Genomic DNA, 12,075 nt, shown 5'->3' with positions numbered 1-12,075 from the left:
GGCCACGAGTCCATCGTTGGTCGACACGGCCACGGCCACGGCCGATCGAGCACGACCGAGGCATGTTCCGTCTCGCGGTTCTCGAGCGGTTCGGTCAGCTACACCGTGATTGTGGCGCCGGGTTGGTTGGGCATGGCGCTCCGGGCGCTGAGCCGTTTCGCCGACGGCGGCGGCTGCCTCTTGCCACAATGTCCTAGTGGCGGAGATGGGCCGAGGCAGCAGCGACGACTCAACACCCGGGACTGGTGAGCAACTGCTTTCGCTAAGTCAGATCGCGATGCAGCTGGGGATCAAGAGCTTGCTCGAGGTCTTCGCTCCGGTCCAGTCCTTCGTCATAACGGAGGGACCCGAGGGGCGGGGTGGCAAGCGGCCGGCGGATGGCCCTCTAGAGCAGCAGGTGGCGTTCGGTCGATGGCTGCTCAGCCAGGACACGACCAGCTTCCGTGCTGCGCAGGTGTGGGACGGCTACATCACGATGGACGGAGAACGAACCGACGCGGTGTTCGTTGCCGCCCACGAGCGCGGTGCCAGGGCGAGCACCCTGACGGCTCAGCGTTACCGCCTGGCCCGCACGATCCGGGGCAAGCGTCCTCGCCTGATCGGCGACCCGGTACCGGCCGGAGACTACGAACCCCTGCTCCCGGATACAACGGCGGACAACGACACCGACCCACCGCAACAACCCCCTCCGGCAGCACCCTGGTCGGACCCCTCCGGCTTCGTACCTCCCCAATAGGTACGGGCGCGCCGCGGGACGACATCGCCCCGGGTCTGTGGCGCCGACGTTCTGCACTGGTGTTCGGGTGACCAAGGCAGGCGGAAGTTCGCCGAGACCGTGGAAGGACCAGTTCCCGTAGACGGGCACCGCGGCCTGGGCTCGACATGAAGACTGCGGCAAGTGACGGAACCCATCCGCATCCACGACCACGGGGCGACCCACTCCATGACGTTCTACGTCGGTGAACTGGAGGTGGACAGCGTGATCCAAGCCGCCGGCCACGAACCCAATGGCTACTTCTGGGAGGGAGTGGCTCAGCTGCTTGCTCCCAGCCTGATGCCACGTCTCGAGCTGGACTCAGAGGGCAGCATGTTCTGCGCGGTCGATGCGGTCACCGACCTGGAGCAGCTGCGGGGCGTCATGCAGCCCATGCTTACCGATCCCGAGGCGATGGACGCCCTGATGCGAACGGCTGAGACCCAGGGGTACGAGTTCGACGACTGAGCGTCGTGACCCCAACCAGCCAGCGGCCCGCACCGGCTCTCTCAGCTGTCGGGAGCCCACCCGAACGCGGGCGGTTCACGAGGAGCGATGCACCACCGACTCCCGGCGAAGGCAATGGTGAGGTCGCACGGGACAATACTTCGCCCGCTGACGCCCGATCCGTCCCGGCAGACGACCGTCAAGCGGGTGAGCCGGACTGCGGGCCGCCAGCGCCAACCGCGTTGGTGGCGCTGGCGACCGATCGGGCGTCCCAGCGGACCTCGGCGTAGTGCTCAGGCGTCGGTGTCGTCCGTAGGGGCCTCCTGCAGGGCTCGGACCTCGACCCGGGACTCCAGCGCCTTGGACGCCTTGGCGGCCCAGTCGACCGCCGTGTCCTGGTCGTCGACCTCGATCACCCAGAAGCCGCCCAGGTACTCCGGCGCCTCGACGAAGGGGCCCTCGGTCCGCTGCAGCTGCGCCCCGGTGTTGTCGACGGTCACCGCCGTGGCCGGCGGGTGCAGACCACCGGCGAAGCGGAACACGCCCGATCCCATGAGCTCCTCGATGAACGCCCCCGCGGCGGCCATGGCGGCCTCCGCCTCGGCCGGGTCCATCGTCTCCAGGGTCGGCGACTCGTCGGTGTCGTGGGGAAGCGAGAGCAGGTACTGCGGCATCAGAGCTCGTCCTTGTCGTCGTGTGCGGGTGCACCGGTTGTCGGTCTCGTCCTCTCAGACGAGCAACGGCAGGAGAACTTATCGGTCAGCCTCTGAGGGCCACCGAGTCGCCGACTGACGATCGCCTACCGGAGAGCGCGAACGTGTCGAGGGAGCGAGTTCGCTCTGATCACGCGTTCGTCGTCGACTGGTGATTGTTGGTGAGCTGTTGGACGAGGTCCACGAGGGCGGCCGCGAAGGGGTGTGCCAGCGTGGTCGGCCAGGCGAGCCAGACGTGCAGTGGTGGTGCGTCGCTGATGGGCCGGTAGGTCACGCCGGGGAACGGCTGCAGTTCAGCGGTGGCGGTGGTGGTGATGCCGACGGCTTCTTCGGCGGCGATGACTGCCAGCCAGTCGTCGGTGTTGGAGGTGCGCACTGTCCGGGTAGGGCGGTCCTGTAACGCCCAGAGATCCAGGCTGGTGGTACCGGAGACGACGTTGAGCGCGAGGGTCTCGCTCGAGAGGTCGGACAGCGTCAGCGTGGCTTGTTGGACGAGCGGGTGCGTCGCGGGCAGCGCGGCGACGCGCGCCTCCGCCCGCACCCAGACCGAGTCCAGTCCCGTCAGGTCGGGTTGATGTCGCAGCAGTGCGACGTCGACCAGGCCCTCGCCCAGCCCGGCAAGCCGATCGTCGACACGCTTGAGCTGTAGGGGCACGTCGGGGTGTGTCTCGGCCCAGCGACGCAGCAGCGTCGAGCTTCTGGCTGCCGAGAGCCGACCATGCGTGGCCCAGCCGAACCGGCCACATCCGGATGGCGGCGGCGTCCAGCGCGGCGTCGACCGCAGCCACCGCGGTAGCCGCACGCAGGCGTAGCTGTTCCCCCGCCGGGGTGAGCCACAGCTCGTGCGTCGTGCGGTGCACCAGGAGCACGCCCAGGTGCTCTTCGAGCTGGCGCAGCATGCGTGACATCGCCGGTTGCCCGACACGGAGGACGGCCGCGGCGCCGGTGATGCTCTCCTCGGCCGCGATGGCCAGGAAGGCGCGCAAGTGACGCGCGTCAACGGTCATGACGAAAAAGCATAGCCGTGGATCGGTTTGCATTTTTCCGGAGTCGGACGCCGACATAGCCTCCGATCCCATGACCGATATTGCCGCCACGGCCGCCTTCTCCGACACCACGGCGGCCCGCTCCCGGCACACTCGTGGTCTGCGCAGGCTGACGTACGCGGCAGGCGCGTTGGTGGTCCTCGCGGCTGTAAGTCAGCAGTTCGGGTCGGCCTTTGCCGCCCAGCTCTTCTCCGACGTCGGCGCCGCGGGTGTCGTGACGCTCCGCTTGGTCCTTGCCGCTGCTGTCCTGCTGGTGCTGGTGCGTCCCAAGGTCCGCGGCTACGGCAGCGGTGACTGGCTGACCGTCGTGGCGTTCGGTGTCGCCTTGGCCGGGCTGAACACCTTGTTCTACGAAGCCATCGCGCGGATCCCGCTGGGCCCGGCGGTCACCTTCGAGATTCTTGGGCCCCTCTTGCTCTCGGTCCTGATCAGCAGGCGTTGGGGCAGTTTGGCCTGGGCGGTCCTGGCCTTTGGTGGCGTTGCCATGCTCGGCGGCGGACCCGGCGGTGTTGCCATGGACCCGACCGGGATCGCCTACGCCCTCGGAGCCGGCGCCATGTGGGCGGCCTACACGTTGCTGTCCAAACGGGCCGGTGGTCGCTTTCCTGGGATGGACGGGCTCGCGCTGGCCATGGCGTTCGGCGCGCTGTTGACGCTACCTCGGGGAGTCGCCAGCGCCGGGACCACCCTGGTCGAACCGCCGGTACTACTCGTAGGTCTGGCCGTGGCCCTGATGTCCTCTGTCCTGCCCTACGGGCTCGAGCTGCTGTCGTTGCGCACCCTCAAGCCTTCTACCTTCGCCGTACTGCTCAGCCTAAACCCGGTGCTCGCGGCGATCGCGGGGTACCTCGTGCTGACCCAGTCGCTCACCACCCCCCAACTGATCGGCATGGTCCTGGTGGCAGGCGCCACCATCGGCGCACTACGCGGCACCTCACCCCGCACCAGAGGATCTCAAGCGCAACACGTTCAGCGCATCGTTCGGGGTCGCCGGGATGCTGAAGCGTCTTACTGAACCTGACCACCGCGCCGCCCAATGCGCCGCGACCACCACAATCCGCGTCTCCACCGACCGCCCCAGCAGAGGTGACCACCATGGCGACACTGCTGTTCCTACTGATCCTCACCGTGTTCCTCGTCGCTCTCGGCCGCGATGCCGCCCCGCCCGTCGAGCGACTACTGCTCCCGGGCTGGGCGTGGCAGGACCTGGCCGCCACCGTCCTCCTCGGAGTGTGGCTCCTAACCCACCTCGACACCCGTGAGCATCGCCAGTTGGACGTCTACCTCGATGAGTTCCAGCCCCCGGCCGCACCGACCTGCATCCTCGAGCGGAAGCTGGCGTGGTCTGCCGCCTCTACCCGGTGTAGGTGGCAGCCGGGGGGGCGGCAGCGCTGCTCGCGTCCGGTAGACGACCGGTTCTTGGCGACGTCTGCTCGCCAGGCCCCCTTCTGATTCCGGGGTGACTACAGTCGGGGCGCCCAGGACCCCGACCTGATTTCGGCGAGGTGTCGCATCGCTTGATCGGCAGCCTCGGGCTTCGTGGGCAGCCGCTCATCGATCTCCGCCGTCCTAGCCGAGCCATCCGGGCCCGGGGCAACCACGATCACGTCCCCGTCGTCGCCACCGCCGGGCGCGTTGAGCACACGGTCGCTCCAGCGCCTCCCGAGCCAGGCGTTGCCGCGCACGAGGCGGATGTGCCGGCTCGTGCCGTCGGGAGCCACTGCCTCGCGATCGGGGTTCGCCAGGAAGGACACCACCCTCCCCAGGCCTACACGGTGCCCTCGGCAGTTGTTAGCACCCCGCGATCAGAGGGGCCGCATTCGATCTCGAGGCCTGCAGCAGTGCTGCCGCCACCACTGCCGCGAGGACCGCTGTCACGGTGAGCGGCCCCGTCGTAAGGGCTGCTGCGGCCAGGCCGCTGCCCAGCGGCCCCAGGAGACCGCCGACCATGGCCGCCATCACGATCATCGGTGTTCCGAGGGCGGGTGAGATCCGTCGGTCCGCTGGTGCGAGTGACCAGAGGAGGGCGTTGGGGAAGGCGGCCCCGATGACTCCGGCGGCCACCAGGCCGACGGCTGCGCTCGGGCCCAGTGTCATCAGGCCCAGGGAGCCGGCGGTCAGGGTCAGGGACCCGGCTAGGAGTCGCTGGGGTGATTGCCGGCCCGACAGCGGCACGCATGCCAGGCGCGCGAGGACGAAGACGGCGAAGTGTCCAGACATGGCAGCGCTTGCCGCCGCGACGCTCCCACCGGCTGCGATGACGGCGTTGGCTCCCCAGGCGACGAGGGACGCCTCGACCGCGGCCGCCGCCCCCACCAGGACCAGGCGGCGCCACGGCGGGTATGCCGGACGGACCGGGCGGACCCCTCTGACGGCGACCGGAGTCGGCTGAGTGCGGGACTCGCGCTCCGCAGTAAGCGCGAGCAGAGGTGCACACGCCAACGCGAGCACGGCGAGCGCAGCGAACGCCGACGCGGGTCGGGCTCCGGTGGTCGCGAGCAGGAGCGGGGCACCGACCGCCCCGCAGCCGAAGGCGGCGTTGAGACCATTGACGACGACTGGCCCGTTGGTGAACCGTCGCACGGCGGCGGCGTTGAGGTCGCTCGCCAGGGTCCCGAAGCCAGCGCCGACGAGTACGGCTCCGGCGAGGACCTCGGCGGCACCGGTCGCCGTGGCGATAACGACGCCGCCGCTGGCCAGGACGAGGGCGGCGAACGGGGGCCGCCACCGCAGGGACGCGGGTCCGGTCGCTGCCGCGCAGGCCGCGACGGCCACCAGCGCCCCCGACGAGTGCGCCCCCACGACGGCCCCGCCCCAGGCGGCCGGCAGCACTCCTGAACTGATGAGGTCGGGTGTCAGGGGCCCGTACATGGCCACCGAGGCGCCGATGAGGGCGAAGGAAGCCGACAAGGACAGCAGGACGGCGGCGGGACGCTGCCCTTGCGCCTGTAGGGATCCGATGTCGGGGCCTGGAGGGCCGTCGGGGCGATCGGGGCTGCTGGGGTGGTCGGTGGGGTGGGTCATCGCAGCACGACCGCACTGCGGGCTCTCAGCGTCCGTGTCTCGTTCTGCCAGGCGGCTGGGCCGGAGCAGAGCAGCGGGCGTCGGTGCCCGAGCAGGTGTGACGGTTCCACGACCGTGTCGGCGTCGGCGGTGTTGACGAGGATGACGAGGCTGGCGGGCTTGGGGTGGTCCTGCTGACGGTGCAAGCGCAGTAGGTCCGGCTGTGGGTTGTCAGCTCGTTGAGCGCCATCGAGGAGGACCGGGTGGCTGCGCCGCAAGCGGAGCAGCTCGCTGTACAGCGACAGCATGCTGTCCGGGTCTTGTCGTTGCCGGGTGACGGTGCGCGTGCTGTTGGCTGCGCCTACGGGGAGCCAGGGGGCCGTGGCGGAGAAGCCGGCGGCGGGGGGGCTGTCGTCCCACGGCAGCGGGGAGCGGTTGCGGTCGCGTCCACGGCCGGGGGTGCGTGCCTCCCAGGGGTCCTGTACCAGCTCGGGTGGGATGTCGACGTCGGTGAGGCCGAGCTCGTCGCCGTTGTACAGGAACGTGGTGGCCCTGGCGGTGAGCAGCAGTACGGCGGCGCTGCGAGCGCCCGCCTGGCCCAGGCGGCTGGCCAGTCGCGAGACGTCGTGGTTGCCGAGGGTCAGGTTGGGCCACGCCCAGGCAGGAACGGCCCGGTCGTAGGCGTCGAGGTGCGCGGCGAGGGCGTCTGCGGTGAAGGGCGTGCGCAGCAGCCCGAAGTTGAACGGCATGTCGAGCAGCGGATCCTCCGCCGTGCCGTGCAGCGCGACCGTCTCCTCGATCGACAGGTCGGGGTTCACCTCCCCGACCAGTACGCGGTCCGGGTACTCCGTGACGACGTCCCGGAAGCCACGGAGTACTTCCGGCAGCCGCTGGCGGTCCAGGTGGTGCTCGGCGTCGGCGAAGCGGTAGTGCTCGTCGGGTTCATCGCGCAGGAGCGGGTCCTTGGCGAGGAAGTCGACCATGTCGACCCGGAGCCCGTCGACGCCCCGGTCCAGCCAGAACCGCATGGCGTCGTGGATGGCTTCCCGAGCCGGCGGGTGGGACAGGTCGAGGTCGGGCTGGAACGGCAGGAAGGAGTGCAGGACGAACTGCTCGCGCTGGCTTACCCAGCGCCATGCGGAACCGCCGGTCACCGCACGCCAGTTGTTCGGGGGTTGCGGGGGGTCGGCGCGGCCGGGTGCCGGATCAGCCCAGACGTACCAGTCGGCGTGCTCGGCGACGCGCGAGGTGGCCGAGTCGACGAACCAGGGATGCGCGTCCGAGGTGTGGTTGGGGACGAAGTCCATGATCACCCGGAGGCCGAGGTCGTGGGCGCGGCCCACGAAGCGGTCGAACGCCGCAAGGTCGCCGAACAGCGGGTCGACCTCGGTGAAGCTCGTGATGTCGTACCCGAAGTCCCGCATCGGAGACCGGTAGACCGGGGACAGCCAGATCGCGTCGACGGACAGGACGTCAGCCAGGTACGGCAAGCGTGACGTGGCTCCGTCGAGGTCCCCTACCCCGTCGCCGTCGGAGTCCGCGAACGAGCGCGGGTACACCTGGTAGACGACCGCGCCGCTCGCCCAGGACCTGCCCTCCTGCCCGGACGCGGACAAGGGGGCCTCCGCGGTCACCCGGGGGACAGTGCGGGGAGAAGTCCTGGGGGTAGGGGTGCTGAATACCATGCTGTGTAACGTAACACAGTCGGATAAGGTGGAGGTATGCCATCGATCGGTCCGGTCCGACGGCCGACCATGGCCGATGTCGCCCGGGCGGCCGGTGTCTCTGCGATGACCGTCTCCTACGCTTTCGGTCAGCCCGAGCGCGTCTCGGCGGAGTCAACGGAGAAGGTGCGACGGGCCGCGGCAGAGCTGGGATACACCGGGCCCCAGCCGGTGGCGCGTTCCTTGCGCCGAGGCCGGACCGCCACGATCGGCGTCGTCCTCGGAGAACACCTCACCTACGCCTTCGACGACCCCCAGGCGGCACGGTTCCTCGCCGGGGTGGCCCAGGTGTGCGCCGATGAGGCAGTCGGTCTGACGCTGGTGCCCGTCAGCGGTGCACGCGACGACACCTCGCGGGTGGCGCAGGCAGCCGTGGACGGGTTCGTGGTGTGGACCACGAGCGACGACGACCCCGTCCTCGCAGCCGTAGCGGCCACCGGCCGGCCCGCTGTCGTCCACGGTGGTCCGGCCGGCGGTCGACTGCCCAGTATCGGGATCGACGATCGCGAGGCCGCCCGCGCGATCGGCCGAGTGGTGTTTGCCGGGGCACGTCGCCCTGCCGTCCTGAGCTTCCCCCTGGACCGAGCCAGGCGCAGCCAGGTAATCCACGGCCCGGACCCTGACGTCGCCGCGTTCCCCGTCACCCGAAACCGGCTGGCAGGCTTCAGGGACGCGTGGGAGGCGAGAGGGGGATCCTGGTCGGACGTGCGGGTCATCGTCTGCTCCCGCAACAAGGCCCGCCTTGGCGCCGAGGCTGTTCCCCGCATGCTCGGCGACGGCGCAGATGCCGTCGCAGCGATGAGCGACGAGCTCGCCCTCGGTGCGCTGGGCGCTGCTCGTCAGCTGGGCGTCCCCGTCCCCGCGACTCTGGCCGTGTCCGGCTGGGACGACGCCGACGCCGCTGCCCCTGCCGGTCTCAGCACCGTGCGTCAGGACCTACGCGACCAGGGAGTCCGCTGCGCCCGGATCGCCATGGGACAGCCTGACCTGGAGGAAGCGCCACACTGGGAGATCGTTGCTCGCAGCACCACCCCAACCTGACCAAGACCGCGCCGTACAGGAACAGGCGACGGCGGGACTGCTGCACGGGCAGGTGAGACCGGGCACGTGCTGCCAGGCGTGTCGTTAGTCGACCGGCTACCGGCATGTTCGCGAGGCGGTGCGAGCCACAGGCTTGCCGCCCCCTACTCGCAACTCGCTCGCCACCCGTTGCTTGTCCCGTGCTGGCACGCCGCCCGCTCCAGCACCCTTGTCAGGCCGGTCTAACGTTGGATCTGCCATGCCCCCCGTGCGGCGCCGGGTCCGCTGCAAAGGCTCAGGCGAGCCCGGAGGGCTGTGCCCCCGGGCCAGGGACGAAGCGAAGGTCGATGAGCTCCGGGGTCGGGTGGTCCGCGGCGCAGCCGGCGACGAGCTGGACCAGCTCGCCGCAGCCGCGGTGGACGACGTGCACGGCCGGACCCGAGGTGTCGGCCAGGTGTTCATCGCCCCAGGCCATCAGGGCCATCAGGGGGATGCGTAGCGCGGCGCCGGCGTCGGTCAGTCGGTACTCGTGACGCTCCCTCGCACCGTCCTCGCGGTAGGGCACCCGGACCAGTAGGTCGGCGTCCACCAGCGAGCCGAGTTGCTTGCTCAGCACCTGGCGCGGGATGCCACCGTGCAGGTGCATGTCCTCGAAACGGCGTACCCCAAGGAACACCTCCCGCAGCACCTGGAAGGTCCACTTCTCGCCGACGACGGCGAGGGTGCGCGCCACGGAACAGTTCGCCGTGCTCCATGCCATCGACCTGGCCACCTTGGCCTTGGTCTCGGTCGTTGCGGTTGTCATCAGAACATCCTACGTCCGATTGACATACTCAGGTTGGTGATGTCAGCCTGCATACCTCATTCATACTCAGGTGGCCGAGCCTCCTGACCGTGCTCCGGAGGCCGTCATGAACCTCTACCTGCGTTTGCTGCACCTGCTGTTCGTCGGAGGTCGGCGCACCCGGGTCACGGCGCTAGGCCCAGTGCGCACCCCGTTCCGGGTGTGGCCGTCGGACCTCGACCTGCTCCGGCATGTCAACAACGGCGTCTACCTGACGATCATGGACGTGGCCCGTCTCGACCTCCTCGCCAGGGCCGGCGTCGCCCCGCTGCTCAAGGCCGAGGGGTGGTACCCGGTGGTGGTCGCAGAAACCATCACCTTCAAGCGGTCGCTCAAGCTCTTTGAGCGCTTCGACGTCCGCACCCAGGTGATCGGCTGGGACGAGCGGGCCCTGTTCCTGCAGCAGGACTTCCTGCGCGGCGACGGCCTCGTCGCCTCCGCCGTCGTCCGGGCCAGGTTTCTCGGGCGGGACGGATCCAAGGTCACGTCTCGGCAGGTTCTCGACCTCGCAGGCCACGACCCCGCGGGCCACGACCCTGCGCCGCTCACGATGCCCCGCTGGGTGACGGAGTGGGCCGAAGCCACAGAGATCCGGTCGGCGGAGGCGGTTCCCTACGTCGATGGCACCGAGTCGACGTCACCCCAGCCGGCCCCCCTGGGATAAGCCAGACGACGAGCAGCAGGTGCGGGTTCTGCGGTGGTGGGGCACGGTGTGCACGGCATTCGCGCCAGAGTCGGTGCCGCGCTGAGGCCGAGACCTCGGGCGGCTGCATCGTGGGAGTCGTCTCCGGTGACAGCGCGAAAGCGTGACAAAGGAGCAGTCCGTCGAGAGTGCCGCGATTACGCGGGCTCGAGCGGCGGCGGGCGATGGCCCACTCACAAGGCTCAGCGTGTGAGTCGGCGGTGGACTCCTGTTTCACAGGCCGTGCTCACGCCGTCAGGGTCAGCGTGTGACCTCCCAGCGGACGACCTGCCCAGCGCTCTACCCGCTCCACCGACTGCTGGGGGAGAGCACCGTCCAGGAGATGGCCGCGTGACCACACGCTCAGCCTTGCTCGCGGCCGCTCTTCTCGTCCGAGGGGGCCTCGGCGCGGCGGCGTACCTAAGCCCGACCCGCACAGGCACGAGCATGGACATCCGTACCGTCGCTAACCCGGCAGCGCCGTATCTCGCACGGGTCTTCGGCATCCGCGACGTCGTCCTGACCGTCCTCACCGCCAGCGCCGACGAGCAGGACCGCCGACGACTGGTCCAGGGCCTGGTCGTCATCGACGTCTGCGACGTCGTATCCGCGCTCATCAGCCGACGCGCCGGGCACCTCAGCGAGGCGGGCGGTCGTGCCGCCACGCTCGCAGCTGTCGCGGCACTAATGCCCGAGCTCGGCTGGCTCGCCGCGAACCGCGATCGGTGAGCCTGCCTTGAAGCAAGGCGGCCGCCGTACCGTGGGCGCAGGCGGTGCGGTGAGGAGGGATGCTGGTGGGCTCAACGTTCCCGGTCGATCTGCAGACCCGTCGCCTTCGGTACGCCTTGGCCGTCGCCGACCGGCTTAGCTTCACCGCGGCGGCCGCACATCTGCACACCAGCCAGCAGGGCCTGAGCGACCAGATCGGCCGCCTCGAGAGTCAGCTCGGGTTCCGGCTCTTCGAACGCACGACCCGTTCCGTCCGACTCACCCCGGCGGGCGAGCGGTTCCTGAGCGACGCCCGCGCAGCACTGCTCCTGCTCGGCACAGCCGTAGACGAGGCCCGATCCGTCGCAGACGAACGCCCCCGCCTGCGACTGGGCTTTCTCACCGGCGCTGCCGCCGACCTCACGGACCCGATCTTGGACGCGTTCACAGCCACGCACCCCGACCTTGACCTGGACCTACGCGAACATCCGCTCACGGACACCTCTGCCGGCCTTCGCGACGGCATCAGCGACGTGGCCTTCGTCCGCGCGCCGCTCACGATCGAAGGGCTCGACGTAATTGTCCTCGCGGCCGAGCCACGTGTCGTCGCCATGGCCCGGGAGCACCCCTTGGCCGGACGAGCCGTTCTTCGCGCGAAAGACCTCGAAGCCTGGCCAGTGCTCGGTGGCCCCGGCGACGACCCCGTGTTCACGGCCTTCTGGAGCCTCCAAGACCTGCAACCGCCGCCAGCCATCACTTCGGCCGGACGGTCGCCATCGGTTCCCGAAGAGCTCACCGTTGTGGCGCGCGGCCGCGCCGTCTCGATCACCGCAGCGTCAGCTGCACGCTTCCTGCCATGGCCCGGCGTCGTCTTCCGGGGGCTGCAGGACTGCCCGCCGTCGCAGATCTGCGTCGCCCGACGGTTGCACGACGACCGCGCGCACGTACGCGCCTTCCTCGCCTGCGCGAGCACGGCGACGGCAGCGCACCCCGCCCTCATCGCCGCGTTGGCGTACGGAGGACCGCGCCCCTGCAACCCGAGACCCAGCGCGATGTAGCCGAGCGGCCTATGGCGGATCTTGTCCGACATGGGACCCTCTGCCGGCGTCTTCGGGGCCGGCCCCAACGCCAGCT

The 12,075-nt window shown here is 69.9% G+C and carries 13 protein-coding genes and 1 pseudogene; 8 read left to right on the top strand and 6 right to left on the bottom strand.

Translation table 11 applies throughout. From position 1 onward, the window contains the following. The first annotated feature begins 196 nt into the window (after positions 1–196). Positions 197–736, top strand: coding sequence for a hypothetical protein (locus SJY06_RS03665; RefSeq protein ID WP_380164738.1), 540 nt, complete (start codon positions 197–199; stop codon positions 734–736). Positions 737–898: 162 nt separating this feature from the next. Then, positions 899–1,222 carry an Imm51 family immunity protein gene (locus SJY06_RS03660; protein ID WP_380164736.1) on the top strand — a complete coding sequence of 108 codons (324 nt, stop codon included), beginning with the start codon at positions 899–901 and terminating at the stop codon, positions 1,220–1,222. A 272-nt stretch (positions 1,223–1,494) separates the two neighbouring features. Here the strand turns inward: SJY06_RS03660 and SJY06_RS03655 are convergent, their stop codons facing one another. From SJY06_RS03655 to SJY06_RS03645, 3 genes and pseudogenes are all read right to left on the bottom strand, one after another. Then, a complete protein-coding gene (locus SJY06_RS03655; RefSeq protein WP_380164734.1) occupies positions 1,495–1,875 on the bottom strand; it encodes a YciI family protein in 381 nt (126 codons plus the stop codon). Between the two features lie 169 nt (positions 1,876–2,044). Next, the gene (locus SJY06_RS03650; protein ID WP_380164732.1) at positions 2,045–2,716 is read right to left on the bottom strand and encodes a LysR family substrate-binding domain-containing protein; all 672 of its coding nucleotides are present in this window, start codon (positions 2,714–2,716) and stop codon (positions 2,045–2,047) included. A 25-nt stretch (positions 2,717–2,741) separates the two neighbouring features. Beyond that, positions 2,742–2,921: pseudogene (locus tag SJY06_RS03645) on the bottom strand (LysR family transcriptional regulator); the annotation flags it as partial. A gap of 70 nt (positions 2,922–2,991) precedes the next feature. On the opposite strand from SJY06_RS03645, the gene SJY06_RS03640 reads away from it, so the two are divergent. Further along, positions 2,992–3,975 (top strand): DMT family transporter, encoded by a 984-nt coding sequence (locus tag SJY06_RS03640; protein WP_380164730.1) that lies wholly within the window; start codon positions 2,992–2,994, stop codon positions 3,973–3,975. An 80-nt stretch (positions 3,976–4,055) separates the two neighbouring features. Further along, positions 4,056–4,412, top strand: a complete 357-nt coding sequence (locus tag SJY06_RS03635) for a hypothetical protein (RefSeq protein ID WP_380164728.1) — start codon at positions 4,056–4,058, stop codon at positions 4,410–4,412. A 339-nt stretch (positions 4,413–4,751) separates the two neighbouring features. Here SJY06_RS03635 and SJY06_RS03630 read toward each other — a convergent pair whose 3' ends face one another. Further along, positions 4,752–5,984 carry a hypothetical protein gene (locus SJY06_RS03630; RefSeq protein ID WP_380164726.1) on the bottom strand — a complete coding sequence of 411 codons (1,233 nt, stop codon included), beginning with the start codon at positions 5,982–5,984 and terminating at the stop codon, positions 4,752–4,754. Further along, a complete protein-coding gene (locus SJY06_RS03625; protein WP_380164724.1) occupies positions 5,981–7,597 on the bottom strand; it encodes an alpha-amylase family glycosyl hydrolase in 1,617 nt (538 codons plus the stop codon). The genes SJY06_RS03630 and SJY06_RS03625 overlap by 4 nt, the downstream gene beginning before the upstream one ends. A gap of 120 nt (positions 7,598–7,717) precedes the next feature. On the opposite strand from SJY06_RS03625, the gene SJY06_RS03620 reads away from it, so the two are divergent. Continuing rightward, on the top strand, positions 7,718–8,728 hold the full coding sequence (locus SJY06_RS03620; protein WP_380164722.1) for a LacI family DNA-binding transcriptional regulator: 1,011 nt from the start codon (positions 7,718–7,720) through the stop codon (positions 8,726–8,728). Positions 8,729–9,002: 274 nt separating this feature from the next. On the opposite strand, the gene SJY06_RS03615 is transcribed toward SJY06_RS03620, so the two are convergent. Further along, positions 9,003–9,512: a winged helix-turn-helix transcriptional regulator gene (locus SJY06_RS03615; RefSeq protein WP_380164720.1), complete on the bottom strand. Its 510-nt coding sequence runs from the start codon at positions 9,510–9,512 to the stop codon at positions 9,003–9,005. 106 nt (positions 9,513–9,618) lie between these two features. On the opposite strand from SJY06_RS03615, the gene SJY06_RS03610 reads away from it, so the two are divergent. The 3 genes from SJY06_RS03610 (at position 9,619) to SJY06_RS03600 (ending at position 11,999) form a co-directional block, all read left to right on the top strand. After that, on the top strand, positions 9,619–10,215 hold the full coding sequence (locus SJY06_RS03610) for an acyl-CoA thioesterase (RefSeq protein WP_380164718.1): 597 nt from the start codon (positions 9,619–9,621) through the stop codon (positions 10,213–10,215). Positions 10,216–10,680: 465 nt separating this feature from the next. Continuing rightward, positions 10,681–10,962: a hypothetical protein gene (locus tag SJY06_RS03605; RefSeq protein ID WP_380164716.1), complete on the top strand. Its 282-nt coding sequence runs from the start codon at positions 10,681–10,683 to the stop codon at positions 10,960–10,962. A gap of 65 nt (positions 10,963–11,027) precedes the next feature. Beyond that, positions 11,028–11,999, top strand: a complete 972-nt coding sequence (locus SJY06_RS03600; RefSeq protein WP_380164714.1) for a LysR substrate-binding domain-containing protein — start codon at positions 11,028–11,030, stop codon at positions 11,997–11,999. Positions 12,000–12,075: the final 76 nt, after the last annotated feature.

It is taken from the genome of Jannaschia sp. R86511 (assembly GCF_042466345.1).
Classification (GTDB): Bacteria; Actinomycetota; Actinomycetes; order Actinomycetales; family JBBAYJ01; genus Aquipuribacter.
Note: the sequence above shows the minus strand (reverse complement) of the source record. Positions and strands in the feature narration are given on the sequence as shown.